A 26,152-nucleotide genomic window follows, 5' to 3' on the forward strand; every position below is an offset into this window, starting at 1 on the left:
CCCTTATGCCGCCAGGGCGGGCAGGGCGTCGCCATAGATGTCGAGTGCCGGGTCCACCGGCATGAGCGCGCTTTCACCTTCTTCGAAAATCAGGCAGTCGGCGGCGTTTTCACGACCATGGCTGCGCCGTTTTTCGACACGGCCGGTGAAGTGGAAGCCCATCTTCCGCAGCACATGACCCGAAGCGGGATTGTCCGCGAAGTGGGCCGCGCGCACGCCCCGCAGACCGCTGGCGCGAGTCATGCTGAGCAGGGCGCGAGTGGCTTCGGTGGCAAAACCAAGGCCCCAATAGGCGCGCGCGATCCAATAACCCAGTTCCGGCGTGCCGTCGGCGCATCGTTCGATTCCGCATCCGCCGACGAGACGCGGCGCTCCCTGCGTGCGCGCAAAGATCAGCAGGCGCGGCTGAAGCGAGTCCTGCGGCATCGACAGAAAGGCTTCGGCGTCCTGCGGCCGATAAGGGCTGGGCACGCGGGTCAGGTTCCGCAGGATTGCAGTATCGTCGATTGCCTGGGCCAGGGCATTTGCATCCTCCTTCCAGCCGGGCCGAAGCAGCAGGCGGGGGGTACGGGCGAACATGATAGATCTCTCCTCTTTTCTGCAGCGCCCATGGCCCACAAAAGTTACGGCTTGGCGACGCTCTCGACTGGCTGCCTTGGCTGCGCGATAGACGTGCGAAAAAGGCTTGGGTTCCAGCGGTTTGAGGGAAAATGAAGGAAGAGCCGGACGAATAGAAAAAGGGGCGCTCCCTGGGATGGGGCGCCCCTTGTTTCCCTCGAACACCGGCAGTTCGCCAAATGGCTTTCTACCGGGAGGATCGCCCTTGCGAAGGACGATCCGTCATCGATCGTCCGTTATTCTGCGGCTTCGGCCATCGCGTCGACCGATACATATTTGCGGCCGAGCTTACCGGTGTGGAATACCACGCGGCCTTCCCCGAGCGCGAACAGCGTGTGGTCCTTGCCCATGCCGACGTTACGGCCGGGATAGACGCGGGTGCCGCGCTGGCGAATGATGATGTTGCCGCCGATCACTTCCTGACCGCCGAACTTCTTGACGCCAAGGCGCTTGGATTCCGAATCGCGACCGTTACGCGACGAACCGCCAGCTTTCTTATGTGCCATGACCTAAACTCCTTAAATCTCTAGCTGCGGCTCAGGCGCCGATCGACACGATCTTCAGGATCGTGTGATTCTGGCGGTGGCCGTTCTTGCGGCGGTAATTGTGACGACGGCGCTTCTTGAAGACGATGACCTTCTCGCCTTTCGCCTGCGCGATGATTTCGGCGGCGACGGTCAGCTTGTTGGCGTCTTGCGCCTTGCCGCCTTCACCGGCGAACAGGACATCGTCCAGGGTTACCTTGTCGCCAGCCTCACCGGCCAGCTTTTCGACGACGATCTTGTCTCCGGCGGCGACGCGATATTGCTTGCCGCCTGTGCGCACGACTGCGAACATGGCTCTGTCTCTTCTTGTTCAAATCTGCTTTACGCAGATCATTGAGGACGAAAGTCCTGCCGACCCGCGCGGGAATGTGGCCCGGTAAGGTAATGACTCGCCTATGTCAACCGATATGGGGTGGCATTGGCACTGGTTTTCAGCGTTTTCATTCCCTATTTCTACCGAAAGAAAGGGAACCGCATGTTGCTACCACGCCGCAGGGACGACGCAGGAAAGGGCTGCCCGCTCTTTCTCGCGACGTTGTGGATGGCAATCTGCGTAGCTCTGCTTTGCGCGCTGGCGCCGCTTGGTCCTCCATCAAGCAAGCTCATGGGGTCCGCCTTCAATCCCGCGACGACCGCCGTGGTGCTGAAAGCCCGATCGCCTGCCGGGCCGCAGGTGAACAGGGTGATCCGACCGGATGGCGAGGGGCTTAAGTCCCTGCCTTATGCCGTCCCGCTTTCAGTTCTACCAATCCTTTGCGGGTTCGCGATTTCCCTCTGTGTTTTGCATACGCCAAACGCACTTGCCCTTCATTTTGCGAAGATTCTCGCTTCCACCGCTATCGGTCATCGTCCTCCGGCGCGCGCGCCGCCGCTCTCCTGAAAAGACAGCCGTTGCCGGCCTGCATCTCCCATGCGGCCCGGCTCGTCCTTTCTTGAAGAAGGAGTGCGCTGATGTCCCGCAAGAGAGTGCGGCGCGGGGGCAGTCGTTCCCGCCGTCGCCCACCCTGGTGGTTCATGCCAGCGGTCATGTCCGGTCTTGGCGCGGCTGCGGCTCTTATGTCTGCCGCCTTGCTGACCGCCATGGAATGAAGGATATAGTGCCGGCGGATGGCTGAGCCATCCGCCGGTGGACAGAAACAAAGGATTTCTATGCCCCATCACACGCCGCTGATCGGCACTATCGTTGCAGGTCTTGTCGTTGCGTTCATTCTGGGCGCTATCGCCCATCGTCTGAAACTTTCGCCGCTGGTCGGCTATTTGCTCGCCGGCATCATGGTGGGTCCGTTCACGCCCGGCTTCGTCGCGAACGCCAGCCTTGCCAATGAGCTGGCGGAAATAGGCGTCATCCTGCTGATGTTTGGCGTGGGCCTCCACTTTTCTCTGCGCGACCTGTTGTCCGTGCGGAAGATCGCCGTGCCGGGCGCCATCGGGCAAATCGCGGTCGCCACGTTGCTCGGTATGGCGCTCGCCTGGTCACAGGGCTGGTCTATTATGGGTGGCCTTGTTTTCGGTCTTGCGCTTTCCGTCGCCAGCACGGTCGTCCTGCTTCGTGCGTTGCAAGGCGCTGACCTCGTCGAAACGCAGCGCGGGCGGATAGCAGTGGGCTGGCTGATCGTCGAGGATCTGGTCATGGTGCTGGCCCTCGTGTTGCTTCCGGCGCTCGCGGGAGTGATGAATAGTGCGGAAACGGGCGGAGGCATGGAAGCGTTGCTCGTTCCGCTGTTCGGAACCCTGCTCAAGGTAGCAGGCTTCGTCGCGCTGATGTTGATAGTTGGGCGCCGTGTCATCCCATGGGCGCTACATTGGGTTGTTCATACTGGTTCTCGTGAGTTGTTCCGTCTCGCTGTGCTCGCCATCGCGTTGGGCGTGGCCTTCGGTGCGGCGGTCGCCTTTGACGTGTCTTTCGCGTTGGGCGCTTTCTTCGCGGGCATGATCCTGGGCGAAACGCCGCTCAGCCGCCGGGCGACGGAGGAAACACTGCCGTTGCGCGATGCCTTTGCGGTGCTGTTCTTCGTGTCAGTGGGAATGCTGTTCAATCCTGCCGTTTTGGTGCAGCAGCCGCTGCTGTTGCTTGCGACCGTCGCGATCATTATCATCGGCAAAACAATCGCCGCTTTCGCTATCGTGCGCGCCTTCGGTCATCCTACGGACACGGCGCTCACCATTTCGGCGAGCCTCGCGCAGATTGGCGAATTTTCTTTTATTCTTGCATCGCTGGGCACTGGTCTGGGCGTGCTCCCGGCCGAGGGGCGCGATTTGATACTGGCCGGCGCGATCGTGTCGATCCTGCTCAACCCGATAATCTTTTCCCTGGTCGTGCGCGATCGCAAGGAGGAGGAAAGGGAAGAAAATGAGGAGCCGACACCAGAAACGCCCCGCATGGGCCATGTCATTCTGGTGGGCTATGGGCGCGTGGGAAAACTGATCGCGTCGCGCCTCGCCGAACGCAACGTCCATTTCGTCGTGATGGAAGGTGATGCTGACCGGGCGGGGGAGGCCGAGGAGGCGGGCCTATCCGTAGTGCGCGGCAGCGCGCTGGAGGACCGGCACCTGAAGGCGGCAGGCATAACGGAAGCGCGCCGCTTGCTCATCGCCGTGCCCGAAGGCTTCGAAGGCGGCGCGATCCACGAACATGCGCGCCACCTCAACCCCGATCTGCAGGTCATTGCCCGCGCCCATAGCGATGCGGAGGTCGCGCATCTGGAAGGGTTGGGCGTGCCCCACATCGTCATGGGCGAACGGGAACTTGCATCGCGCATGCTGGCTCTTTGCGGGGCTGGCTGAAGCTCTTCAGGCTGACGCTATGCCAAGGGCGGTCGATATGGCTTAATTGGGCGCCTGCCGCATCCTGCGCGGCGACCCGGCAGATGTCATCGGCGTCCAGCGAAAAATCGCGGACGCCGATAACTGCTTCTTGGTTCCGGGCGGAGTCCGCGCCGGAAGTGACCATGATGGCGAAAGGGTGAATTACCCGCGCGGTTTGCGCGGGCCGCCGCGCTTTGGTCCCTTGAACGGCCGCGGGCTGTGTGGTGCCCCGCCCCGAGGGCGATCGCCATTGCCTGGCCGCGGGCCGCCTTTGCGATGTTCGCGGGCTTGCTCGCGCGGCGTGCCTTCAATTTGCTCGATTGCGACTTCCGCGCCCTCGTCATTCGCCTGCCCCGTCCGTTTTACCGCCGCCATGAAGCGCGATGCGATGGCAGAGGGAATTTCGAACAACGTCTCGTTGGCGGCGATGCGGATCGCGCCGATCTCGCCACGGCTGACATGGCCACGGCGACAGACCAACGGCAATATCCAGCGGGGGTCGGCATTCTGCCGTCGTCCGATGTCCATGCGGAACCAGACCGTATCCTCGAAACCGGGACGCGGCCCATCGCGCCGAGGCGGCGCTTCGCTGGCGTCGAGCAGTTCCTCCGGCTGGGGCAGGGCGGCGCGGGCGCTACGCACCAACATGGCCGCGATTTCCTTCGCGCTCTTTTCCTCAAGCAGTTCCGCGCCCAGCGCCCAGTCAGCCTCGTCCAGTTCGGCCCTTTCCATCAGGGCAGCGCGCAGCCGCGCATTATCCTGTTCCTGAATGGCCTCGCGGCTGGGCGGTGTGCCCCACTCGACGGGGATCTTTGCGCCCCGCAGCATGGATTCAACCCGGCGGCGGCGCGGATAGGGCACGATCAGCACCGCCGTTCCCTTCTTCCCCGCGCGCCCGGTGCGGCCCGAACGGTGCTGCATCGTTTCCGCATCGCGCGGCAGCTCGACATGGACGACGAGGGAGAGGTTCGGCAGATCGATGCCACGCGCCGCCACGTCGGTCGCCACACACACCCGCGCTCGCTTGTCACGTAGCGCCTGCAATGCATGATTGCGTTCATTCTGGCTATGCTCCCCCGACAGGGCCACGGTGGCAAAGCCCCGCTCCGTCAAACTCGCATGCAGATGCCGTACATTGTCCCGCGTCGCGCAAAAGAGGATCGCCGTCTCCGCCTCGTGAAAGCGCAGCAGGTTGACCACTGCATTCTCAATATCGGCGGGTGCGACCGTCAGCGCCTGATAGCTGATGTCGCCATGGCCGCGCTCATCGCTGACGGTGGAGATGCGTAGCGCATCCTTCTGATAACGCCGGGCCAACGCTACGATGGGCTTGGGCATCGTGGCGGAGAACAGCAGCGTCCGCCGACCTTCCGGCGTCGCGTCCAGTATCTCTTCCAGATCCTCGCGGAATCCCATGTCGAGCATCTCGTCCGCTTCATCGAGCACGGCTGTCCCCAGAGCTGACAAGTCCAGCGCCCCGCGTTCCAGATGGTCACGCAGACGCCCTGGCGTGCCCACGACGATATGTGCGCCATGGGACAGCGCTCGCCGCTCCTTGGAAGCGTCCATGCCGCCCACACAGGTCGCGATCCGCGCCCGCGCTGCGCCGTAGAGCCACTCCAGTTCCCGGCTCACCTGCAGCGCCAGTTCGCGCGTCGGTGCGATCACCAGTCCCAGCGGTCTGCCCGGAACAGGCAGCTTCCCCGCCTCGTCCAGCAATTCCCCCGCCATGGCAAGGCCGAAGGCCACGGTCTTGCCCGATCCGGTCTGCGCGGAAACCACCAGGTCGCGGCCTTCCGCTTCGGCCTGCGTCACCTGAGCCTGTACCGGAGTCAGGTTTTCATAGCCTTTCTTGCCGAGCGCGTCGGCGAGCAGGGGAGGGAGATGTTCAAAAGTCATGTTCTGTTTGTCCGTCGGAATAAGCGACCCGCCTCTGCCGACGGTATCTTGATCTGTGCCGGGCCAGGTTCCCAGCGTCCCATCCGGGTAACATCCCATCCCCCCTCATCCGTTCGGGCTGAACCTCTGGAGGCTCCGCTCTTTCTTTTGAAGTTGCAGAAGGTGGAACGACCTCTGGCCCCGCTCAGTTTCGGCGAGGCAATCCTGGCGCTTTCCCGAAGGAAGGCGAAGTCGGAACGTCCTTAGCAGAGGGCGTCCCGAAAAAGAAGAAAGCCTCCTTCCTCACGCGGAGGAAGGAGGCTCCCCTGTAGCTTGTAAACGTCCAATCAGGCCGCGGCGACTTCCGTCACATCGACCTTCACGCCCGGACCCATCGAAGACGACAGGGCGATCTTGCGGACATATTTGCCCTTGGCGCCAGCAGGCTTAGCTTTGACGATCGCATCGACGAAAGCGTCGAAATTCTTGCGAAGATCGTCCTGGCTGAAGCTGGCCTTGCCCAGACCGGCGTGAATGATGCCCGCCTTTTCGACGCGGAATTCGATCTGGCCACCCTTGGCGGCTTTCACGGCTTCGGCGACGTTCGGCGTCACGGTGCCCAGCTTGGGGTTTGGCATCAGGCCCTTGGGGCCAAGAACCTTACCCAGACGACCGACCAGACCCATCATGTCGGGAGTGGCGATCACGCGCTGGAAGTCGATATTGCCAGCCTGGATGCTGTCTAGCAGGTCTTCGGCGCCCACCACGTCGGCACCGGCAGCAGTCGCGGCTTCAGCCTTGTCGCCACGGGCGAACACGGCCACGCGTACGGTCTTGCCGGTGCCTGCGGGCAGAGTGACGACGCCGCGGACCATCTGGTCGGCGTGACGCGGATCGACGCCCAGGTTGATCGCGATTTCGACGCTTTCGTCGAACTTGGCGGTCGCGTGGGTCTTGATGAGGCCCAGCGCTTCGTCAACGTTGTGCAGCTTTTCCTTGTCCACGGCAGCGGCCAGGACCTTCGCCTTCTTCGTCAGCTTTGCCATGATCTCAGCCCTCCACCACTTCGAGGCCCATCGCGCGGGCGGAGCCTTCGATGATCTTCGTCGCCGCGTCGATGTCGTTCGCGTTGAGGTCGGCCATCTTGGCCTGCGCGATTTCGGTGAGCTGCGAACGCTTGATTTTTCCGGCGACGACCTTGCCGGGTTCCTTCGAACCGGACTTGAGGTTCACGGCCTTCTTGATGAGGTAGGTGGCTGGCGGCTGCTTCGTGGTGAACGAAAAGCTGCGGTCTGCATAGACAGTGATGATGGTCGGCAGCGGCGTGCCCTTTTCCACCTTTTCCGTCTGGGCGTTGAACGCCTTGCAGAATTCCATGATGTTCACGCCGCGCTGACCCAAAGCAGGGCCGATCGGCGGCGAGGGGTTGGCGGCTCCAGCGGGCACCTGGAGCTTGATATAGCCCGTAATCTTCTTGGCCATTTTCACTCACTCTATTGCTGGAAGGACGAAAATCCGGCCTTCCGGTTCAAGTTTAGCGGTGTTGACGGATCACCGAAGCGATCCTCCCGCGGCACTTCCGGGCCAGAAGCCCGAAAATCCTTATTTCGACAGTTCGACCTGTTCGAAATCCAGTTCGACCGGCGTGGCGCGGCCGAAGATCGACACCGACACCTTGACCCGGTTCTTTTCGAAATCCAGTTCTTCGACTGTGCCGTTGAAGCTTGCGAAGGGACCGTCCAGCACCTTGACGCTGTCGCCGATCTCGTAATCGACGCTGACCTGATGCTTGGGCGCAGCGGCAGCTTCCTGCTGCGCGCCGAAATAGCGGGCGGCTTCCGATTCGCTGATCGCCTGCGGCTTGCCGCTCGATCCCAGGAAGCCCGTCACCTTGGGCGTATTGCGGACCAGGTGGTAGATGTCGTCGTTCATGGCGAGCTTGGCGAGGACATAGCCAGGCATGAACTTGCGTTCGACCTGCACCTTCTTGCCGCGCTTCACCTCGGTGATCGTCTCGGTCGGCACCTCGACCTGCTCGACCAGTTGAGAGAGGCCCATGCGCTCGGCTTCGGAGAGGATCGATTCCTTCACCTTGTTCTCGAAGCCCGAATAGGCGTGGATGATGTACCAGCGCGCCATGTTACCGTCTCAAACTCCCAAAAAAGCCGAAATATCAGCCCCGACCCGACGCAAAGCCCAGCAACCACTGGACGATCGCGCCGAAGAAGGTGTCGATGCCGAAGAAGAAGAGGCCCAGCAGCGTCGTCATAATGACCACCATCACCGCCGTCATCACCGTTTCGCGGCCCGTTGGCCACACGATCTTCGACGCCTCAGTCTTCACCTGATTGACGAATTCGCCCGGAGAAACCTTCGCCATCGCCTGCCTCAAAACCTTCGTAACAACACCAATTCGCGAAGCAACAGTCCGCCCTCCGGACCCCGCCATGTCGGCGTCCCGGGGTGCGGCCGCCGCTCCGCGACCCAATTCTTCGCCCGCGCTCCTATCCGCAAATCCCTATGAAAACAAGAGAAAGCGGCGGTTCGCGTGGCAGGAGTGGAGGGACTCGAACCCCCGGCATTCGGTTTTGGAGACCGACGCTCTACCAGCTGAGCTACACTCCTGTACTGGCGAAGGAGGGCGCTTTAGCGTGGGCAGGCGGGCAGAGCAAGCAGGATTATGCCGCCATTGGCACAGCGTCTGCAACGGACGTATCGGCACTGGTCTGTCGCTCGGCCTCCGCATTGATCTGCGCGCCCAGCAGCACGACGAAGGCGGAGACGAACAGCCAGAGTTGTAGCACCACCACCGCGCCCAACGATCCATATGTTTCGTTGTAATTGCCAAAATGAGAGACGTAGAGTGACACCGCCAGCGTCGCGCCCAGCCAGCACAGCGTCGCGGCCACCGACCCCACGGTAAGCCATTGCCACTGTGCTCGTCGCCGGTTCGGGCCGAAGCGGTAGATAAGGCCGAAAATTGCGCTCGCGAGCAGGCCTGCGCTCAGCCATGTTGTCGCCTTGATCGCGAACAACACGCCTGGCCCCCATCCCGTAAGCAGCTTTTGGAGCAGGCCGATGACCGTCGCGGTGAACACGCCAGCGACCACGATCAGCACGGCGGAAAAGGTGATCCCCATCGACACCCGGTAAAATGCGAACAGGCCGCGCCCTTCCTTTTCCCCATAGACCACATTGAGCGCCTCCATCACCGCCGAAGCCGCCCGCGTCGCGCCATAGACCGCCAGCGCCAGCGCGACCGCCAATCCCACGCCCGCCACGCCTTTCGCGGTCGTCACCACCCCCAGCAGCTGGTCGTTGATGAGCGATGCGGCGTCGGCGGGAACCACGGTGATGATCGCTTGCATATGGCGGCTCACCAGTTGCGGGTCGCCGAACAGGCCATAGGTCATGACGACAGCCGCCAACAGCGGCGCGAGGCTGAGGAAGGCATAATAGGCCACTCCGGCGGCCAGCAGCGTCAGATGATTCCCGGAAATGGCGGCGTAGACCCGTTTCAAAATTTCCCACCATGCCCGCGGTGGAATCTTCCATGGGGCATCGACATGGACCTGCTGCGCGATCATCTCTCTCATCGGCTCCCCCTTGTTACGGCATCTCCCATAAGCAAGCGCGCAAGGGAGCGGGGAGTTCCCTTCCCATGGCGGTTGCGTCTCCTCTCCAGAGTCGCAAGCTATGGGGAAGCCGATAGCGTGGCCTTGATGGGCGCTGAAACAGGTTCAGCATGACGATGGAGAATGTCCACCCTTGGCAGGAGCAATCCTTGCAAGACAGCAGAGTTGCAGGTCGCATAATCCCTAAAGGAAAACTCCGCCCTTCATGATCTGCCGTACGCGTCCTTGCACCGGGACGCGGTCGAAGGGCGTATTGCCCGCCTGCGCCGCCATCTTTGCCGAATCGATGATCCACGGCGCATCAGGATCGACGAAGATCAGATCAGCCGCGCTCCCAGTGCCGAATCCTCCCGCATTCACGCCCAATATCTTCGCAGGATTGGCGCTTAGAAGCATCATGAGCCGATTGATCGACACCAGCCCTTCCCGCACCAGATTGAGTGATAGCGCCAGCAGCGTTTCCGCCCCCGCCATGCCGGGCGACGCATCGACGAAGGGCAGCCGCTTGTCTTCCGGTCCGCGCGGATCATGGCCGGAGGTGATGACGTCCACAGACCCGTCGCGCATCGCCTCCAGCGCGGCCTTGCGATCATCCTCCGACCTAAGTGGAGGAGACAGGCGCGCGAAGGTGCGGAAATCCGTCACGGCCTGATCATTCAGGAACAGATAGGCCGGGCTGATGCCACATGTAACTTTCAGTCCCTCTGCCTTCGCCCCGCGGATCAGATCGAAGCCGGCCTTCGTCGTTACCAGCCGGAAATGCACCGCCGCGCCCGTTTCCCGCGCCAGCATGAGGTCGCGCGCGATGGCCATCGCTTCGGCGCAGGCAGGCGCGTGCGGCAATCCCAGACGCGTCGCCGTCTCGCCGCTGGTCGCCACCGCTCTGCCCGTCAAGCCGCTATCTTCGGGGTGTGTAATGACTGTCAGCCCCAGCCCCGAAGCATAGGACAGCACCCGCAGCATTACGCCGGAATCCGCGATCCACTGGCGTCCTGTGCCCACGGCTTTCGCGCCGGCGGCCTGCATCATGCCGATCTCGGCCAGTTCCATGCCTTTCAGGCCCCGCGTCGCCGCCGCAATGGGATGCACCCAGAAATCGGGCTTCCCGGCTCGCGTCGCTTGCTGGATGAGTCCCACGTCGTCCAGAGGTGAGGATTGATCCGGCATTAACGCCGCCCGCGTAATTCCTCCGAAATGAAAGGCGGGCTTGTCCGTGGCGAACACCCCAAGATCCACCAGTCCCGGCGCGACCACCAATCCCTTAGCATCGATCCTCTCCGCATCTTGCGGCAGTGTGACGTCGCCCGCCGCGACGATCCGGTCGCCCTCGATCAGGATCGAGCCCTCGGTCAGCCTGTCGCCCGCCGGATCGGCCAGTTTCCCGTTGATGATGGCGAGCTTGCTCATGCCCATCAAGTCCTTGTTGTCGGCCGGGATGTTCAAGACCAACCCTCCACGCCCCGCGCGCCGCGGGTCAGCACGTCAAGGCATGCCATGCGTACCGCCACGCCCATTTCCACCTGCTCGGTGATCGCGGATCGCTCAGGATCGTCCGCTACACTGCTTGAAATCTCGACGCCCCGGTTCATCGGTCCCGGATGCATCACCAGCGCATCGGCTTTCGCTATCGCCAGCCGCTCCGGCGTCAGTCCGTAGAGCATATGATATTCGCGCGGGGAGGGGATGAAGGCTCCGTCCATCCGCTCGTTCTGAAGGCGTAACATCATCACCACGTCCACGCCGTCCAGCCCTTCATCCATGCGGGTGTAGGGCGTCGCGCCCAGCATCTCGACCTCCGGCGGCATCAGCGTTGGCGGCGCCACCGCCCGCACTTGTGCGCCCAGCGCGGCAAGGCTGAGCATGTTCGATCGCGCCACCCGGCTGTGCAATATATCGCCGCAGATCGCCACGATCAGCCCTTCGAAACCGCCTTTGCGCCGGCGGATGGTCAGCGCGTCGAGTAGTGCCTGCGTCGGATGCTGATGCCATCCGTCGCCCGCATTCAGCACCGCGCAGTCCACCTTGTCCGCGATCAGCGCAACCGCTCCTGAACTCGCATGACGGATGACGATCACGTCTGCGGCCATGGCGTTCAACGTCATGGCCGTGTCAATCAGCGTTTCGCCCTTCTTTACGCTGGACTGGCCCGCGTGCATGTTGACGACGTCCGCGCCCAGCCGTTTGCCCGCGATCTCGAAGGACAGCAGCGTGCGGGTCGAATTTTCGAAGAAGGCGTTGATCTGCGTCATCCCCGCAAGCCGGTCATCATGCTTGCGTGCATTGCCGCGATTGGCCTTCGCCCATTGCTCCGCCTCGTCCAGCAAGAACCGGATTTCCCACGGTTTGAGATCGGCAATCGACAGCAGGTGCCTATGCGGAAACAACGCCCGGCCTGTCAGCTCGAGCGTTGCGGATGGAATGGTGATTTCGGGCATGAACCGATCCTTTAAGCGAGGGCGCAAGGGAGGGCAAGCCGATCCAAAATTCTACCCGTCCTGCCCTACCGGAACCGGCATGCCCGCGCGTTGTTGTCCTCTGTGAAAGGAAATTTCGATGTATAAGGAAGAGTAAGATGGCGATGTCGTTACCCATGTTTCGCGGGTGGAGGCGCGTGGCGGGGCTTCCACTCATGTGACCCGCTATGTTTTGAGCATCAGCCTGGGTCTGGTTGTGATCCTTTTTGCCATCCTGCTGGCTACGGGATTTTTCAACACCGCACAGACAGGGGCGGACAATTCCCACATGGCGAACGTCGCAGAGGCAAATGGCAGCTAAACCCGTTGCGAGCGACGCGAGTTGATCGTCGCGTTCATCGTCCGGTTTACCAAGGAGATTGATATGCAGAAGGAACAAGGCGACAAATCTGCCCGCAATCCTGCGGCAAGTCGTGATGATGTGCCTCCGCCGGAGCAGGGCTCGCCCGGAGAAGATACAGACAATGATCATGACGAGGCGGCCAGGCGGATTGAGAAGGGAAAGGATAAAGATCCGAACCCGCTGGCCCCGCCTGTAAATACGCAGGCGGGGAGTTGACGCGGATGTCGGAAGGATGGGCGCGTGCCGCCACACCCGGCCTGCTCAAATCCACCCTCCATATCGGCTGAACTACATGGCAAAAGCTGAGCGCGTCAGTCATTTCCGAGAGAATATCGTTCTCTACGGCGCGTTGCTCGCCAATATCGGAATTGCGGTCGCGAAATTCGTGGCGTCGGCCTTCACTGGTTCATCTTCGATGCTGACGGAGGGTGTGCATTCGCTGGTCGACAGCGGCAATCAGGTGCTGTTGCTCTATGGTCAGGCCAAAGCTAAAAAGCCATCCGATACGATACATCCTTTTGGCTATGGCAGGGAATTATATTTCTGGGCGTTTGTGGTGGCGATCCTGATATTTGCCATCGGCGCGGGGGTGTCCGTCTATGAAGGCTGGGTGCATGTCGGAAAGCCCGAGCCGCTCCGAGATCCCTATATGAACTATGCCGTTCTTGCGGTTGCCTTTCTACTTGAAGGAACATCCTGGACGATCGCCGTTCGAGAGTTCGGCCGCAAGCGCGGGTCGAGCAGTTGGTGGCAATCGATCAGGCGATCCAAAGATCCGGCAGGCTTTATCGTTCTGTTTGAGGATAGCGCCGCATTGGTCGGTCTGCTGTTCGCGGCAATTGGAGTTTGGGCGAGTCATCATTATGGCAATCCGCGTTTGGACGGGATCGCTTCGATCGCTATCGGCCTCGTTCTGGGGGGCGTAGCCATATTGCTGGCACGCGAAGCTAAAGGCTTGCTGATCGGCGAAAGCGCCGATGGCACTCTTATCAGGACTGTTTGGCGACTGCTTGATGGGCGGCCGGAAATCACGGCAGTCAATCATATCCGCACCATCCATACCGCGCCCGATGCCGTTTTCGTAGCGATCAGCGCAGACTTTGCCGACGACTTGCCCATGGGGCAGGCGGAAAGCCTTATCGAGGAAATGGAAAGCGCAATGAAGCAGGCCGTTCCCGAACTCACCTCCATCTACATCCGGCCCGAAAAGCGCGAAAACGCAGTCGTCCAGTCGCGCCCGACGTGATCGGGTGATGAAATGTGCCATTCGGTCTCAAGACCCTAATCCCGACCATTGATTTTTCAGTCGGAACACAGATGCCATGATTGCCGTTCTGGAAGGCATTCGCAGATCGGCAGGTTGAGGTCAGCCAGGCCGTCCGGGTCGCTACCCTCGACATAAAAGCGGGCGTCACATCCGATGAAGGCGATGGAGATGCCTGGCCCGCCTTGCGATCGAAAATCCTCGACCATGATATATTGCTATTCGGTAGCCCGATCTGGATGGGGCAGGTCGACAGCGTGGGCAAGCGGGTGCTTGAGCGTATGGATGCCTTCTTTTCGGAAACCGATGAACAAGGGCGGATGCCTAGTTATGGCAAGGTCGCCGTGGCGGCGGTCGTTGGCAATGAATATGGCGCTCACTTCTGTTCGGCCTAGATTTTCCAGGCTTTCAACGATGTCGGCTGGACTATTCCGTCGGTTGCGGCCTGCTATTGGGTTGGTGAAGCCATGGGATCGACCGATTTCAAGGATCTTCGGAAGGTAGCCCAAATGGTCGAAAAGACGGCGAAGATGGTGGCGTCCAATGCGGCGCCCCTTGCCGCATCGCTGAAGTCGCAGCCCTACCCGGGCTAGTCGCCCCCTGTGGGAAGCGAGGATCGAATTTTCCCTTTTCGTGCGACCTTTTTGCCCGCTCGCGCGTATTGATCGGGTCGAGGGGATTGGCCTCCTCACTCATAGCTATCGAAGCTGGAAAGGAGGAGCTAGCCGCCTTGAACATAAGTTCCACTCTTCGTCCCGCATCGTTGCCCGAACAGGATCTGGCTGAGCGTTTCCAGACGGTTCGCGAACGCACGCTCGATCTTGTCGCCCCGCTTTCCGATGCAGATGCCAGCGCGCAATCCCTGGTAGATGCCTCCCCCGCCAAATGGCATCTGGCGCACACGACATGGTTTTTCGAGACCTTCATTTTACGCGACCATCTGGAAGGTTATCGGCTGTTCAATGAGAGATGGCCCTTTCTTTTCAACAGCTATTATGAAGCGGAGGGCGCGCGTCAGGCCCGATCGCAGCGAGGGCTGCTGACGCGACCCGCTCTTGGCGAAGTCAGGCGGTTCCGGGAATATGTGGATCAAGCCGTGTTGACTGCGATCCCCTTTTTGGCGGAACGCTGCGGTGAATTGCTGGAGCTTGGCTTGCATCATGAGGAGCAGCATCAGGAATTGCTGCTGACCGACGTCAAGCACCTCTTTTCCTGTAATCCATTGGGCCCTGCGTTATGGCCCATGCTTCCCGTGCCGATGGTCGGGGATGTTGCGGACTCGGGGTCAGCATGGCGTGAATTTTCCGGCGGACTCGTCGAAGTCGGGACCGATGGCGATGCCTTCGCCTTCGATTGCGAGCAACCCCGCCATAAGCATTTTCTGAATCCCTATGCCTTGGCCCGGCGAACCGTCACCAACGGCGAATGGATCGCCTTCATGGAGGATGGGGGTTACCGCAATCCTGCATTGTGGCTGGACGAAGGCTGGAACTGGGTAAAGGCGGAAGGAATCGAAAGTCCGCTTTATTGGCGATGCGAAGACGACGGGCATTGGATGCATTTCACGCTGGCGGGCTGGCAACCAGTCGATTCGGCCGCACCCGTCGTTCATATCAGCCTTTTCGAGGCGGATGCCTTTGCGGCCTGGTCAAGCGCGCGCCTGCCGACCGAGCAGGAGTGGGAACATGCTGCCCAAGGTCTCGATCCCGATGGCGGCATGCAGTTCGATGGCGAATATGAAGCAGGGCCGAGCGCCGCGTCAGACCCGAAAGGACTCAGTGAGATGTTCGGTTCTGTCTGGGAATGGACGGGATCGCCTTATCGGCCCTATCCCGGCTTTCGCGCGGCAAAGGGCGCCGTCGGCGAATATAATGGTAAGTTCATGAGCAACCAGTTCGTGCTGAAGGGCGGGAGCTTCGTCACTCCGCGGGGCCATATGCGCGGGAGCTATCGCAATTTCTTTCAACCCGAAAAGCGCTGGCAGTTCACGGGTCTTCGCCTTGCGAAGGATCTGACATGACTGCAGGCGCAGGTCTTCGGATTGTGGATATCGATGCAGAGGGCGTGAATATCGCCTTCCGTGAGGATGTGGTGACGGGCCTTGCGGAGACCCAGAAGGCGATACCCGCGCGCTGGTTCTATGATCTGCGCGGATCGCAGCTTTTCGAGGAGATCACCCGCCTTCCCGAATATTATCCGACCCGCACGGAAACCGCTTTGTTGCGGGACAGTGGGCCAGAAATCGCGAAAATGGCAGGCCCCGATCGGACAGTGGTGGAATTCGGATCGGGCAGTTCGGTCAAGACGCCTCTATTGCTCAGCGCCATCGCCCCCCGTGCCTATGTCCCCATCGACATTTCAGGCGAGTTTCTGCGGCAGTCGAGCCGGGATCTGGCGAAAAAATTTCCGGGCCTGCCGGTCATCCCGGTGGAGGCCGACTTCATGCGAAAGGTCGATTTACCCCCGCGCCTGATAGGCGAGAGCCTGTTAGGCTTCTTTCCCGGTTCGACCATAGGCAATTTCGTGCCCCACACCGCCATCGATCTTCTGCGTTCGATGTGCAATACGCTGGGGAGAAACGCCCAGTTGCTGATCGGCATCGACCGTATCAAGCAAGTGGATCGCCTTCTTGACGCTTATGATGATGCGGAAGGGGTGACGGCTGCCTTCAACCTAAACCTGCTTCACCGGATCAACCGTGAACTGGGGGCCGACATTCCGGTAGACCAGTTTCGCCACGTCGCTCGCTGGAATGAAGGGTGGAGCCGCATCGAAATGCATCTGGAGGCGGTGAAGGATGTTCGCTTTTCGCTTTGCGGGCGCAGCTTTTCCATGCGTGTAGGCGAAACAATCCATACCGAAAACAGTCACAAATATAGCCCCCGGCAGGCCATCTTGTTGTTGCACGCGAGCGGTTGGTCACCTCTTGTTCGCTGGACGGACGATCAGGACGATTTCCTGCTGTTTCTCGCTGAAGCAACGCAGTTCCGTTCAGCGCCCTAAAGGGAGTATCGCGACACGGTCGGCTTTTGTGCCCAAGGCAAGCTTCAATGGTTGGGAAGGCTGTCGGCCGGGCTGAGCATCCCTTGGGTCGCATCAGGCGACCGGATATGTTCACGGCGGATGCCAAGACCCAGCAGACGCGCCGGTAGGCCCTGCAATGGCGGAATGGCTTGAAGAAGGCGCAGAATGGCAGGCGCACGGGGGGCCTGATTACGCATCGCCGCACCGATGACGCTGCGGTGCACGATGCGCTGGACGGCCTGTATCACCTTCACCGGGAACATTCGCCGCCGCTCCACTTCATGCAGAAGCGGATCGGGATCGGCGCCTTTGGAAAGCGGCCCCGCAAGGATATTGGCGGCAGCTACCGCATCCTGAATCGCCAGATTGATGCCGACGCCGCCAACCGGTGACATGGCATGTGCGGCATCGCCTATCGCCAGAAGGCCGGGGCGGTGCCAGCGCGTCAGGCGATCAAGCGACACGGTCAGTTGTTTGACGTCATCCCATTGGTCGATCGCCCCGATATACCCTGCAAGTGCTGGGACGGTCGCTGCAACGTCGTTTCGAAAGCGTGGGATGCCAGCGGCACGAACGACTTCGGCCGACCCTTTTTCGATCACGCGCGCGCATCGGAAATAATCGCCTCGGTCGATTGTGACGATCATCTCGCCCCGGTCGACATAGCCTTGCGTTCGGTTATCCGGCGTCCTTTCCTTGGGTATTCGGAACCACAACACGTCTATGGGCGCCTTTAGGTCCCGACGGGGAAGCTCGGCGGCGTCTCGCAGAACGGAGTTCCGCCCGTCGGCAGCGATCACCAGGGATGCCCGGATCGATTCGCCGCTCGCGAGCCGTATGCCTTCGATCCGTTGCGGCCCGTGCAGCAAGCCGGTCACCTCTTCGCCCATCTGCATGGAAAAGGCAGGCAGCGTGTGCGCTTGTTCGGCCACGAAATCGAGGAAATCCCATTGCGGCATCATTGCGATGAACTTTGCCCGGCCCGGCAGGCGACGAAAGTCGGCGATCTGGTAGGCCCGGCCGGCGATAACGGCTCCGATGGACGGCACCTTATCATGATTGCGAGCGAGCAATATGTTGAGGAGGTTCAATTCGTCAAAGAGGTCGAGTGTCGAGGGATGGACCGTGTCGCCCCTGAAGTCCCGAAGAAAATCGGTGTGTTTTTCCAGGACTAACGTGCGAACACCTGCCCGCGCAAACAGCAGTCCAGCCATCATCCCCGCTGGGCCGCCGCCAACGACTATGACCGGAAGAGCGCTGTCCTTTGTCACGAAAACAAGCTTACGTCGCCTTTGCTTTCTGGTCCATGGCCTGAAGCTTACACCTGCGTTTCACTCAAGTGCCTGCCATGGCGATGAAGATATCCCACATCCGGTCGAAATCCTCCCTGATCCGCGTTTCGGTCCAGGGTTCCGCACTGGTGAGGGCCTGCCAACGGGGGCCCTCCGTCACTAGCCGCAAGAGCGCGGTGCGCCACAGGTCTATGGGCGCCGGTTTCAACATGCCGGCCGCCTGCGCGGATGCGATGCGCCGATCCACCTGGTCGGCGAGTTCACTCGGCAAAGACGGGATCGCCGACATCTCCTTCCGCATGGCGGCGGATGCTCCCCATATCACGATACGCTGCAGGTCGATCGCGGTAGGGCTGGTCACGAAACGGCAATAGGCTTCGGCTGTCCGGCGTAGCGCCACCAGCGGATCGTCCGATGGCAGGATGGCAGCGTCGGCCTGTGCTTCCAGTTGTGCGATCTGCAGGCGAAGAACGTGGTCGAACAATTGCCGCTTGTCCCCATGTCGCCGATAGACCGCGCTGCGTGTTAGTCCCGCCGCGCGGGCAATTCGTTCGATCGAAGCTCCGGCGAAGCCCATGTCCCGAAATTCCGCTAGCGCCGCCTTCAACACGGCTTGATCGAGGTCGCTGGCCTCATGCGATGATGGACGTCCTGTGCGCCGCCGGGTCGTTGCGGGGACTGAGCGAACTGAAATCGATCTGGAAGAAGATTTTTCGGGCATCGGCTCACCTGTCACAGCAAGGCAAAAGATTGCAATGCGATAAACGCGACATATTGTCGCTTTTTTATTCCCTTATGCGTAATCCACCGCTAGCATCCGGCCATCCAGTCGGGAGTAGAATATATGTCTGAGTCCTATGATGTCGTTATTGCCGGCGCTGGCCACAACGCATTGATAACAGGGAGCTACCTCGCAAAAGCTGGTCTGTCCGTTTGCATTGTTGAGCGCAAGGAAAAGGCTGGCGGTAGTGTCGCGACCACGGAGGACTTTACCGGCAAAGGCTTTCATCAGGACGTCTGTTCGGTGTCGCACTCGATGCTCATGGGCAACCCGCTTATCCGTAATGATGAATTGGAGCTGATTTCGAAGTTCGGGTTGGAATATGCCAATCCGGAAAAGATGACGGTCCTGTATTTCGACGATGACACACATCTGGAATTCTGGAGCGATCTCGATCGCACCTGCGCGTCGATGGCGAAGATTTCACCCAAGGACGCGGACAATTTCCGCCGCTTCTGTACCCAGGTCGACCAGACCATGGATATGTTGGTGATGGGTATGTATTCGGTGCCGCCATCCCCCGGCATGCAGGCAATGATGATGGATGCAACGCCTGAGGGGCAGGAGATGATGCGGTTGCAGGCGATCAGCGCCTGGGACTTGATCTGTGAATGGATTGAAAATCCAAAGATCAGGATCGCGCTCGCCCGCTATGCGTCGGAAGCTATGCTCAATCCCTTTGATAATGGGACGGGCTTCGGCTTCTACGTGATCCTACCCTATATGTATCGTTTCGGCACCGGCATCTGCATTGGAGGATCAGGTGCGCTTGCCGAAGCGCTGGGGCGCTGTTTCATTGCTCATGGAGGGGTCATCAGGCTCAACAGCGAAGTAAAGGAAATCCTGATCGAAAGCGGCGAGGCGAAGGGCCTGATCCTGACCAATGGCGAAACGATCAGGGCGAACAAAGCAGTGGTGGCCGGCCTGCATATCGCGCAAATCTTCCCGCATATGGTGCCCGGCTTTGAACTGCCGCCCGGTTTCCAGCACCGCGTTGACACGCTTAAATATGCCGACTTTCAACCGATGACGGTCCATCTGTCGCTCAATGAGCCGCTGGATTTCAAATATGGCAATGGGATCGAGGATTATTTCTGGGTCGAACGCTGCCATTCCGATGTGGAGGAATTCCGCCGGGGTTTCCAGAATCTGCAATATGGCATTCCCGATCGCAATTTCGCTTGTTGGGTCCAGCAGTTCCGGGCCGATCCCAGCCGCGTGCCGGAGGGCAAGGGAACCGTCCATATTTATGCCTTCATGCCGCTCGACCTCAAGGAAGGCGGCCGCGAGAAGTGGGACGAGATTGGCGCGGAGATTGCTCAGGGCTTCATTGACGATCTGCGCGAACAGGTCACCAACCTCACCGATGACAATATCATCGCAACGCATTTCATGACGCCGCTGGACATCACGCGCTACAATACGTCGCTGGTCAACGGGGATATTCAGCATATCGGTTTTTTCAGCTGGCAGTTGGGCGGCAACCGACCGGTGCCGGGCTGGGGCCAGTACCGTATGCCCGTGCCCAAGCTTTACATGACGGCGGGCTCCACTCATCCGGGCGGTGGCGTCACAGGCGGCCCGGGTCGCAATGCAGTGCAGGTCATCATGGAGGATCTGGGACTGGATTTCGAAAAGGTTTCGTCGAACTAAGCCACCGGGCACGGCGCGGGATTTGTCGGTTCGGCGCCGCGCCGGGCGTGATAGGAACAGGGCATGAAGGTATACAGCAAGGACGGCGTCGAGATGATGGACGTCAAGACGATCGAACTTGAAGGCGAAAAATTGGTCGTCAAAGGGAAGATGATGGGCGCGATGGCGGCCGTCATCCATATCAAACCTGAAGATATGTGGGAGGCTTTCGCTCTCTTTCCGATCAGCGTCAAGCTGCGCATGCCAGGTCTTTTGTGGAAGGGCTGGCGCGCCAGCCGGAAAAAAAGCGACTGAAAACGACAGCGGTGCTGCCAGAAAAAGCGGGGTCGCTGGAACCTGCGCTACCGGTGGCACCGCTTCAGGGCGCAATATATGGCGCCTGTGGAGCTTAACGCAGGTTCGGCGGATAAGTTTGACCCGATGAATGAGCGTCGTTCGGCGGGCGAGTGCCAATATTGTCCGTCAAATTCGCCTGCGGAGATGCCAGTCAGTCTGGTTACGTTATCAAGGTGCTGGATATGTGGTCGGGCGCATCAGCGACGCAAGGAAGCAAAAGGTCAGATAGGACGGAACTGACTAATCGGCGATGGTTGCGGTCAGGCTTCGCATCCGCGCCACGCCGTCGCCCCAATTCTGGATGCGTTCCCAGAACAGCGTGCGGGTATGCGCGAAATTATGCATATGCGCCATCCGTGGGCATACGAACAGTTGGACATCGCTGGCGCTTTTGAATGCCTTGGGCTCGGCCCATGGATCCGGGACGACATCGCGTTCACCAACCGCAATCAGGACGGGTACGCGGATCGACGCTGCTTCGAGCGCCACCGCGCCGGGAGCGACCATATAGACACCGCAGGCAGGCGTGGTCGCCGAACGCCATGGAGGCAGCGTATCGAGCAGCCCGGCAGAAGCCTCCATATCGAGCGTCACCCAGTCGGCTGGCTCGTCATCCCAGTGGAACGACCATTGGAATGGATGCTCGCCTTTGCGCGCAGCTTCCTTAAGCGCCTCGGCATCGCCTAGCTGTGGTCCCTTGGAGGCGGCAAGTGCGGCGAGATTGTAGATCTTTGGCGCGGCGAGCGGGCTGCGCCGCGAAATCCACGGCCATGTCGCCTCAGGCTGGCCAGGGCGCGTGGGCACGATGGTATGGATGCCGCTATAGCCCAGCGTAGCGATGCCATCGAAAGTCTCGTGATTGCCTTGCGCCACAATTGCGAAGCAGCCACCCATCGACTGGCCTATACCTATCCGTGTTGCACCCGGGACGGCCGGGAAGTTGTCGACAAGCGTACCCGCCTCGATCCGGTCCATGATTGCACGCACGGTCGCGTCATTGGCGGCAGCAACAATATCGAGGTCAAGCTTGTCGTCGTCGGGAATGGTGGAATCGCCGAAGCCTAGATGATCGCAGGCGACGACGATCCAGCCTCTTGCGTTATGATAGCCGGCTTCGCCACCGCCCGATCCGTCGGGCATATCGAAGCTGTAATAGCGGCGATTATAGCCGCCGCCTGGAAAGGCGAAACAGACAACGGGTGGTTGCGCGAGGCCATCGGCATCGGGAAGGAAGACGCTGACCGCGACATGCGCCGGCATGCCTAGCCCCGCTGCCTCCGTCACATCGATGGTCAGTTCGATTGGCGTGCCCATATCACCCCTCCTTCAACCTGCTGATCGTCGGCGATTTTCCGACCTGTCTAGGTCACCGCCGCCCGTTGGTTATCATTACTTTTGATAGGCGGCGGTTGATGCGGCAAGTGCTTTCAGCTCGATCCCGGCCTTGTCGCCGGCAGCAAGCGCGGCATTCACATCCTTCACCATGTAACGATGCGACGTATCAAGCATGCCCTGCGGATCGGCATGAATGAAATGTGCCATGACATCGCTGGCGCCGCTGCACTGGACGAGTGCCGCCGCGGTCGATTCCCGCTCCAGCCCCAGCGCGCCAGCCAGCTTGATCGCATCCGCCGCCAATTGCAGATGTCCCGCGAACAGAATATTGTTGACGAGCTTGATCGCCCGGCCGGCGCCGCTAGCGCCGACGTGGAAGATCGCGCGCGCAAAGGAATCGAAAGCAGGCCGTCCCCGCTGGATCGCGTCTGCGTCGCCGCCCACGAGAAGAGTGAGTTTGCCCGATGCCAGTTCCGACTGCATCCGGCTGAAGCAAGTGTCCAGTATCGAAATACCAGCCGGCGCTGCGGCGGCGATACGCTGGATCGATTCGATGCTGCCGGTCGTGAATACAGCGACGATGGTACCCGGCTTCAGGTCGCCCATCACGCCTTCTGGGCCGTTCAGCACATCCTCGACCTGATCGTCGGAAAAGACGGCGATGCACAGCAGGTCGCAATCGATTGCGGCCTCACGCGGAGAGGCGCAGAGGATGAGGTCGCCAGCATCGTCCGCTGCAGGAGCATTCACGTCGAACGCTCGGACGGTATGGCCGGCGGCGGCAACGGTCTTTGCTGTTGGCAGGCCCATCTGGCCAAGGCCGATCCATGCGACTTTCATGTTCTCTCCTCGTACAATGATTACTCACTCCATGATCAGGAGTCGTGAAGCGCCGACCCTTGCAACGATCTGGGCTCAACGAAAACCCGTGAGGCGTCGCGTGGGCCCCTGAGGCCCAATTGCGATAGTCTTTGGCAGCATCAATGGGCAACGAAGCTCATCCCATGCGGGTTGGCGGCCGAGTACCCCACTAATATCAGCCGCCGTCCGCAAGAGCGCCTGATCCGGCATCAACAGTCCCGGCTATGAAACAGACCATCCCATTCTTTCTCTCTAATGGCGATGGCCATAGTGCGCGGAAAGGGGCGGCCGTAACGCGACCGCCCCTTTCCTTCTTTTTCTAAGCGTTCGATCAGAAACTGAACGAGACGGAACCGCCGAAAGTGCGTGGCATACCCTGGAATTGCACCGTGGCACCAAGGCCGGTGTAGCTGTTGAAGACATTGGTGAAATAGGGTTGATCGGTCACATTCTTCATCCAGAATGCCAGCTCCAGCTGGGGTTGGTTGAACGTGTAACTGACCTGTGCATTCACGAGGCCATAGCCGCGGATGCGCGACGCCTCGTTGGCAATGGCTACCGCCGCCTGCGCGGCTGGATCGCCGGTGGTGAAGTAGTCGAAGTAGCGCGACGAGACATAAGCATAGTCGGCGTGCAACTTTAGCTTGCCTGAATCCATCATTATCGTCTGTGTCGCGCTGAGATTCGCCGTCCACTTCGGCGCCTGCGTAATGGGTTCTCCGGACCGATCGACCTGGACGGCGGACCCGCTTACCAATTGGGTCTCGAACCGGCTACCCTTCACATAGGATGCATGCAGATAGGCAAAGCTGCCTGACAGATCCATGCCCTCCCACGGCAGCACAGTGCCTTCGAACTCGACGCCGTAGGTGCGGGCCTTGCCAGCGTTGCTGACGAACTGGGTCAGGCGGGTCGCTCCGCCGCTGTCGACGAAGGTCGTGTTGATGATCCGCTGCACGTTGGATTGCCAGGCGTGGAAAAAGGCCAGGTTGGTGCGGATGCGCCGGTTCATGAACTCGCCCTTGAAGCCGGCTTCGATGTCACGCACGTCTTCGGGCTTGAAGGAGCTGGAATAAGGCGGTGGCACAGGACGTGAGTTGAAGCCGCCGGAATTGGAAGCGCCACTGGTCTTCGCGTAGATAAAAATGTCTGGCGACAGCTTGTAATCGACGCCGGCTGTCCATGCCGGATAAGAGAAGCGCGCCGTTTCCGGGTTCTGGCACCCCCCAGCTGGAACCGGCAGGCCGGCGTTCGGACCAGCTTGGCAGTTCGGCGTGGCGGACAGGCGAGGCGTCGTGCCACGGCGATTGATGTAGCGCGTATCCCATGTATAGCGGATGCCGCCAGTCACCCGCAATTCGTCGGTGAAATTATAGTTCACCTGCGCGAACAGCCCCTTGGACGTACTTTCGAAATCGCCGAGCGTGTGGTCGCCGCCGGTGGCGACCGGGGTGTTGTAGAAAATGGCGGAATCGGAAAGTTCCGTGCCTGACTCGCGGAAATATATGCCCCCGAGAATATACTGCAGCTTACCGACATCGCCGGAGATCTGGAGTTCCTCGCTGAACTGATGTTGACGGTATTGGCTGATGAAGGCGCCCACGCCGGTGTTGGTGCCAGTCAGGTCCAGGTTGCTGCTGGTGTTCGACCAGCGATAGCCGGTGATCGACTTTATGGTTACCGCGTCGAGATCGATAGCCAGATTGGCGGTTGCCGACCAGGCCTCGTTGAAATTACCCAGTTCATCGATCCGGCGTTCACCGGTGGAGGGGGCGCCGAAATTATATTTCCAGTTCTTGGCGAGCAGCGTCGCTTTCTGGGCGTCAGTGGCAAATTCCGGATTGAGATATTGAGTAACGGGGCCGATCGGTCCCTGAGAGAAGTTGGTGAAGGTAGATGCCGGCACCGAAAAGGTCGGCGAAAGTGGGATCGGCGTGTCTCCAGGGATCGCACCCGACCGAACACCCTGCGAGATACCGTAGAAGCTGGCGAGCGGACCTGTAGGATTGATCGCGGCGACCGCTGTAGCGTTTCCGGTGTCCCGGTAATGCATATAGTCGCCGATCAGGTTCAAGGTTATGGGGAGCGCCTTCGATTCCCATTTCAGCGATCCGCGGCCATAATATTCGCCCTTCACGCCGCCATTGGCGTAGCCGAGCGCGGGATTGGGGAAATAGCCGTCATGGCGATCATAGCGACCGGCGAAACGCACCGCGACCTCGTCGCTGAGAGGCGCGTTTAACACGCCCTCGATATTGACCGCGTCATAATCCCCATAGCCGGCCTTTACATAGCCACTCAAAGTGTCGGTTGGTTGCGCCGAGGTCAGGTTAAGCGCGCCGCCCGTCGTGTTGCGACCGAACAACGTTCCCTGCGGACCACGCAGCACTTCGGCCGAGCCAGGGTCTAGAAAGCCGAGATTGCCTACTATTGGCCGGGCGACATAAACGCCGTCGATATAGATGCCGACTGCCGCGTCGGAAAAGGAATTCGGGCTGTTCTGCGCCTGACCGCGAATGGCGAGATAGACGATAGTGGACGGACCTGTGCCACCGGTGCCGATGCTGAGGCTTGGTGCCGTGCGGGCAAGATCGGTCACTTGCGAAACCTGCCGCTCTTGCAGCAGTGCGCTGGAGAGGGCGGTCACTGCGACCGGCACCGTCTGCTGATTTTCACCGACGCGGCGGGCAGTCACTACGATATCGTCGAGCGATCCGCTTTCAGAGGCGGTTCGTGCCTGTCGAGCCGCTGGGCGTTGCTCACTTCCAGCGGATGTTGTGCCCTCAGGAGCGGCCTGTCCGCTCTGGCCATAGGCATGGCCCGCTGTGATAAGTGCTGTCGAAGTAACGGATGCGCGCAGAAATGCAGCAAGCAACTGCCTGTTCATGTCATTCTCCCCCATCGCTGCTTTATTGCAGCTTTCATTCAATTCGATCTGTGATTGCGCTAACTGCGAGGCAGATCAAATCAAACAAGTCGAACGTAGCACAGCGAGAAATTATTGCAACCCAAGCAGATAATGCACATGTCGCTTAATTTGTACCAAAAATGGCAATTTCTTCGGCGACTCTCTAAAATAAGGTGAGACTTGAGGGTGCCATCGACAACGCCCTCAATCACCTGTCGCAATGCTGGTCGACATACTAAGTGTATGAAAGATGGGGGCGTACCGGATCGACGCAGACGGGAAACAACATTGAGTATGGGCAAGTAAACAGTGGTATATTCTTCTAGAATGACTGCTTGACTGAATTTCAAGAATTTTGATCGTGATGCCGCAGGTATGTAGGAAACAATCTACCGCAAGC

At 60.2% G+C, this 26,152-nt stretch carries 27 protein-coding genes and 1 tRNA gene; 11 read left to right on the forward strand and 17 right to left on the reverse strand.

Features of this window, described 5'->3' with window-relative positions; genetic code table 11:
* Positions 1-3 precede the first annotated feature (3 nt).
* The 3 genes from LDB26_RS03860 to rplU all read right to left on the reverse strand — a co-directional run bounded on the left by LDB26_RS03860 (position 4) and on the right by rplU (position 1,455).
* Complete coding sequence (locus LDB26_RS03860; RefSeq protein WP_062064240.1) at positions 4-579, reverse strand: GNAT family N-acetyltransferase; 576 nt, start codon at positions 577-579, stop codon at positions 4-6.
* 275 nt (positions 580-854) lie between these two features.
* On the reverse strand, positions 855-1,124 hold the full coding sequence (rpmA, locus tag LDB26_RS03865) for a 50S ribosomal protein L27 (RefSeq protein ID WP_007683600.1): 270 nt from the start codon (positions 1,122-1,124) through the stop codon (positions 855-857).
* 31 nt (positions 1,125-1,155) lie between these two features.
* Positions 1,156-1,455: a 50S ribosomal protein L21 gene (gene rplU / locus LDB26_RS03870; RefSeq protein ID WP_062064242.1), complete on the reverse strand. Its 300-nt coding sequence runs from the start codon at positions 1,453-1,455 to the stop codon at positions 1,156-1,158.
* 120 nt (positions 1,456-1,575) lie between these two features.
* Here rplU and LDB26_RS03875 point away from each other — a divergent pair, with 120 nt between their 5' ends.
* From LDB26_RS03875 to ybaL, 3 genes are all read left to right on the forward strand, one after another.
* Positions 1,576-2,043 carry a hypothetical protein gene (locus LDB26_RS03875; RefSeq protein ID WP_257540449.1) on the forward strand — a complete coding sequence of 156 codons (468 nt, stop codon included), beginning with the start codon at positions 1,576-1,578 and terminating at the stop codon, positions 2,041-2,043.
* Positions 2,044-2,114: 71 nt separating this feature from the next.
* Entirely contained in the window at positions 2,115-2,252 is a 138-nt protein-coding gene (locus LDB26_RS03880; protein ID WP_197413711.1) for a hypothetical protein, read from the forward strand.
* 60 nt (positions 2,253-2,312) lie between these two features.
* The gene (gene ybaL, locus LDB26_RS03885) at positions 2,313-3,947 is read left to right on the forward strand and encodes a YbaL family putative K(+) efflux transporter (protein ID WP_257540451.1); all 1,635 of its coding nucleotides are present in this window, start codon (positions 2,313-2,315) and stop codon (positions 3,945-3,947) included.
* 183 nt (positions 3,948-4,130) lie between these two features.
* Here the strand turns inward: ybaL and LDB26_RS03890 are convergent, their stop codons facing one another.
* From LDB26_RS03890 to LDB26_RS03930, 9 genes are all read right to left on the reverse strand, one after another.
* Positions 4,131-5,867, reverse strand: a complete 1,737-nt coding sequence (locus LDB26_RS03890; protein WP_257540453.1) for a DEAD/DEAH box helicase — start codon at positions 5,865-5,867, stop codon at positions 4,131-4,133.
* A 326-nt stretch (positions 5,868-6,193) separates the two neighbouring features.
* Positions 6,194-6,892 (reverse strand): 50S ribosomal protein L1, encoded by a 699-nt coding sequence (gene rplA / locus LDB26_RS03895; protein ID WP_257540455.1) that lies wholly within the window; start codon positions 6,890-6,892, stop codon positions 6,194-6,196.
* 4 nt (positions 6,893-6,896) lie between these two features.
* Complete coding sequence (rplK, locus tag LDB26_RS03900; RefSeq protein WP_257540457.1) at positions 6,897-7,328, reverse strand: 50S ribosomal protein L11; 432 nt, start codon at positions 7,326-7,328, stop codon at positions 6,897-6,899.
* A 120-nt stretch (positions 7,329-7,448) separates the two neighbouring features.
* Positions 7,449-7,985, reverse strand: a complete 537-nt coding sequence (nusG, locus tag LDB26_RS03905) for a transcription termination/antitermination protein NusG (protein ID WP_062064250.1) — start codon at positions 7,983-7,985, stop codon at positions 7,449-7,451.
* Positions 7,986-8,019: 34 nt separating this feature from the next.
* Positions 8,020-8,226, reverse strand: a complete 207-nt coding sequence (gene secE / locus LDB26_RS03910; protein WP_062064252.1) for a preprotein translocase subunit SecE — start codon at positions 8,224-8,226, stop codon at positions 8,020-8,022.
* Positions 8,227-8,395: 169 nt separating this feature from the next.
* Positions 8,396-8,471: transfer RNA gene (locus LDB26_RS03915), tRNA-Trp, on the reverse strand.
* 53 nt (positions 8,472-8,524) lie between these two features.
* Positions 8,525-9,442, reverse strand: coding sequence for a YihY/virulence factor BrkB family protein (locus LDB26_RS03920; RefSeq protein WP_062064254.1), 918 nt, complete (start codon positions 9,440-9,442; stop codon positions 8,525-8,527).
* 222 nt (positions 9,443-9,664) lie between these two features.
* Positions 9,665-10,888, reverse strand: a complete 1,224-nt coding sequence (locus LDB26_RS03925) for a dihydroorotase family protein (RefSeq protein WP_257541966.1) — start codon at positions 10,886-10,888, stop codon at positions 9,665-9,667.
* Between the two features lie 32 nt (positions 10,889-10,920).
* Positions 10,921-11,916: an aspartate carbamoyltransferase catalytic subunit gene (locus LDB26_RS03930; protein ID WP_257540459.1), complete on the reverse strand. Its 996-nt coding sequence runs from the start codon at positions 11,914-11,916 to the stop codon at positions 10,921-10,923.
* A 196-nt stretch (positions 11,917-12,112) separates the two neighbouring features.
* On the opposite strand from LDB26_RS03930, the gene LDB26_RS03935 reads away from it, so the two are divergent.
* From LDB26_RS03935 to egtD, 6 genes are all read left to right on the forward strand, one after another.
* Positions 12,113-12,256 carry a hypothetical protein gene (locus LDB26_RS03935; RefSeq protein ID WP_257540461.1) on the forward strand — a complete coding sequence of 48 codons (144 nt, stop codon included), beginning with the start codon at positions 12,113-12,115 and terminating at the stop codon, positions 12,254-12,256.
* 21 nt (positions 12,257-12,277) lie between these two features.
* On the forward strand, positions 12,278-12,514 hold the full coding sequence (locus LDB26_RS03940; protein ID WP_257540463.1) for a hypothetical protein: 237 nt from the start codon (positions 12,278-12,280) through the stop codon (positions 12,512-12,514).
* A 76-nt stretch (positions 12,515-12,590) separates the two neighbouring features.
* The gene (locus LDB26_RS03945; RefSeq protein ID WP_257540465.1) at positions 12,591-13,544 is read left to right on the forward strand and encodes a cation diffusion facilitator family transporter; all 954 of its coding nucleotides are present in this window, start codon (positions 12,591-12,593) and stop codon (positions 13,542-13,544) included.
* Between the two features lie 80 nt (positions 13,545-13,624).
* Positions 13,625-13,957, forward strand: a complete 333-nt coding sequence (locus tag LDB26_RS21510; protein WP_306812049.1) for a flavodoxin family protein — start codon at positions 13,625-13,627, stop codon at positions 13,955-13,957.
* A gap of 341 nt (positions 13,958-14,298) precedes the next feature.
* The gene (gene egtB, locus LDB26_RS03955) at positions 14,299-15,582 is read left to right on the forward strand and encodes an ergothioneine biosynthesis protein EgtB (RefSeq protein WP_373886188.1); all 1,284 of its coding nucleotides are present in this window, start codon (positions 14,299-14,301) and stop codon (positions 15,580-15,582) included.
* On the forward strand, positions 15,579-16,565 hold the full coding sequence (gene egtD / locus LDB26_RS03960; protein ID WP_257540470.1) for an L-histidine N(alpha)-methyltransferase: 987 nt from the start codon (positions 15,579-15,581) through the stop codon (positions 16,563-16,565). Before egtB ends, egtD begins: the two co-directional genes overlap by 4 nt.
* A gap of 44 nt (positions 16,566-16,609) precedes the next feature.
* On the opposite strand, the gene LDB26_RS03965 is transcribed toward egtD, so the two are convergent.
* Both LDB26_RS03965 and LDB26_RS03970 read right to left on the reverse strand, forming a co-directional pair.
* Positions 16,610-17,857 (reverse strand): FAD-dependent oxidoreductase, encoded by a 1,248-nt coding sequence (locus LDB26_RS03965; RefSeq protein ID WP_257540472.1) that lies wholly within the window; start codon positions 17,855-17,857, stop codon positions 16,610-16,612.
* 64 nt (positions 17,858-17,921) lie between these two features.
* Positions 17,922-18,599, reverse strand: coding sequence for a TetR/AcrR family transcriptional regulator (locus tag LDB26_RS03970; protein WP_082635157.1), 678 nt, complete (start codon positions 18,597-18,599; stop codon positions 17,922-17,924).
* Between the two features lie 123 nt (positions 18,600-18,722).
* Between LDB26_RS03970 and LDB26_RS03975 the strand changes: the two genes are divergently transcribed.
* The gene (locus LDB26_RS03975) at positions 18,723-20,312 is read left to right on the forward strand and encodes an NAD(P)/FAD-dependent oxidoreductase (RefSeq protein WP_062064268.1); all 1,590 of its coding nucleotides are present in this window, start codon (positions 18,723-18,725) and stop codon (positions 20,310-20,312) included.
* A gap of 93 nt (positions 20,313-20,405) precedes the next feature.
* On the forward strand, positions 20,406-20,606 hold the full coding sequence (locus tag LDB26_RS03980; protein ID WP_257540474.1) for a hypothetical protein: 201 nt from the start codon (positions 20,406-20,408) through the stop codon (positions 20,604-20,606).
* Between the two features lie 282 nt (positions 20,607-20,888).
* On the opposite strand, the gene LDB26_RS03985 is transcribed toward LDB26_RS03980, so the two are convergent.
* The 3 genes from LDB26_RS03985 to LDB26_RS03995 all read right to left on the reverse strand — a co-directional run bounded on the left by LDB26_RS03985 (position 20,889) and on the right by LDB26_RS03995 (position 25,731).
* Positions 20,889-21,962, reverse strand: a complete 1,074-nt coding sequence (locus LDB26_RS03985) for a serine aminopeptidase domain-containing protein (protein WP_257540476.1) — start codon at positions 21,960-21,962, stop codon at positions 20,889-20,891.
* Positions 21,963-22,037: 75 nt separating this feature from the next.
* Entirely contained in the window at positions 22,038-22,823 is a 786-nt protein-coding gene (locus tag LDB26_RS03990) for an NAD(P)-dependent oxidoreductase (RefSeq protein WP_062064273.1), read from the reverse strand.
* A 352-nt stretch (positions 22,824-23,175) separates the two neighbouring features.
* Positions 23,176-25,731 carry a TonB-dependent receptor gene (locus LDB26_RS03995; protein ID WP_257540478.1) on the reverse strand — a complete coding sequence of 852 codons (2,556 nt, stop codon included), beginning with the start codon at positions 25,729-25,731 and terminating at the stop codon, positions 23,176-23,178.
* Positions 25,732-26,152 lie beyond the last annotated feature (421 nt).

The sequence above is a fragment of the Sphingobium sp. CFD-1 genome (assembly GCF_024611115.1).
Lineage (GTDB): Bacteria > Pseudomonadota > Alphaproteobacteria > Sphingomonadales > Sphingomonadaceae > Sphingobium > Sphingobium baderi_A.

What these genes read in the sequence shown, in the direction of transcription:
- LDB26_RS03860 (WP_062064240.1), bottom strand. Translation starts at nt 579, where the DNA reads ATGTTCGCCCGTACCCCCCGCCTGCTGCTTCGGCCCGGCTGGAAGGAG.
- rpmA (WP_007683600.1), bottom strand. Translation starts at nt 1,124, where the DNA reads ATGGCACATAAGAAAGCTGGCGGTTCGTCGCGTAACGGTCGCGATTCG.
- rplU (WP_062064242.1), bottom strand. Translation starts at nt 1,455, where the DNA reads ATGTTCGCAGTCGTGCGCACAGGCGGCAAGCAATATCGCGTCGCCGCC.
- LDB26_RS03880 (WP_197413711.1), top strand. Translation starts at nt 2,115, where the DNA reads ATGTCCCGCAAGAGAGTGCGGCGCGGGGGCAGTCGTTCCCGCCGTCGC.
- ybaL (WP_257540451.1), top strand. Translation starts at nt 2,313, where the DNA reads ATGCCCCATCACACGCCGCTGATCGGCACTATCGTTGCAGGTCTTGTC.
- LDB26_RS03890 (WP_257540453.1), bottom strand. Translation starts at nt 5,867, where the DNA reads ATGACTTTTGAACATCTCCCTCCCCTGCTCGCCGACGCGCTCGGCAAG.
- rplA (WP_257540455.1), bottom strand. Translation starts at nt 6,892, where the DNA reads ATGGCAAAGCTGACGAAGAAGGCGAAGGTCCTGGCCGCTGCCGTGGAC.
- rplK (WP_257540457.1), bottom strand. Translation starts at nt 7,328, where the DNA reads ATGGCCAAGAAGATTACGGGCTATATCAAGCTCCAGGTGCCCGCTGGA.
- nusG (WP_062064250.1), bottom strand. Translation starts at nt 7,985, where the DNA reads ATGGCGCGCTGGTACATCATCCACGCCTATTCGGGCTTCGAGAACAAG.
- secE (WP_062064252.1), bottom strand. Translation starts at nt 8,226, where the DNA reads ATGGCGAAGGTTTCTCCGGGCGAATTCGTCAATCAGGTGAAGACTGAG.
- LDB26_RS03920 (WP_062064254.1), bottom strand. Translation starts at nt 9,442, where the DNA reads ATGAGAGAGATGATCGCGCAGCAGGTCCATGTCGATGCCCCATGGAAG.
- LDB26_RS03925 (WP_257541966.1), bottom strand. Translation starts at nt 10,888, where the DNA reads ATGAGCAAGCTCGCCATCATCAACGGGAAACTGGCCGATCCGGCGGGC.
- LDB26_RS03930 (WP_257540459.1), bottom strand. Translation starts at nt 11,916, where the DNA reads ATGCCCGAAATCACCATTCCATCCGCAACGCTCGAGCTGACAGGCCGG.
- LDB26_RS03945 (WP_257540465.1), top strand. Translation starts at nt 12,591, where the DNA reads ATGGCAAAAGCTGAGCGCGTCAGTCATTTCCGAGAGAATATCGTTCTC.
- egtD (WP_257540470.1), top strand. Translation starts at nt 15,579, where the DNA reads ATGACTGCAGGCGCAGGTCTTCGGATTGTGGATATCGATGCAGAGGGC.
- LDB26_RS03970 (WP_082635157.1), bottom strand. Translation starts at nt 18,599, where the DNA reads ATGCCCGAAAAATCTTCTTCCAGATCGATTTCAGTTCGCTCAGTCCCC.
- LDB26_RS03975 (WP_062064268.1), top strand. Translation starts at nt 18,723, where the DNA reads ATGTCTGAGTCCTATGATGTCGTTATTGCCGGCGCTGGCCACAACGCA.
- LDB26_RS03980 (WP_257540474.1), top strand. Translation starts at nt 20,406, where the DNA reads ATGATGGACGTCAAGACGATCGAACTTGAAGGCGAAAAATTGGTCGTC.
- LDB26_RS03985 (WP_257540476.1), bottom strand. Translation starts at nt 21,962, where the DNA reads ATGGGCACGCCAATCGAACTGACCATCGATGTGACGGAGGCAGCGGGG.
- LDB26_RS03990 (WP_062064273.1), bottom strand. Translation starts at nt 22,823, where the DNA reads ATGAAAGTCGCATGGATCGGCCTTGGCCAGATGGGCCTGCCAACAGCA.
- LDB26_RS03995 (WP_257540478.1), bottom strand. Translation starts at nt 25,731, where the DNA reads ATGAACAGGCAGTTGCTTGCTGCATTTCTGCGCGCATCCGTTACTTCG.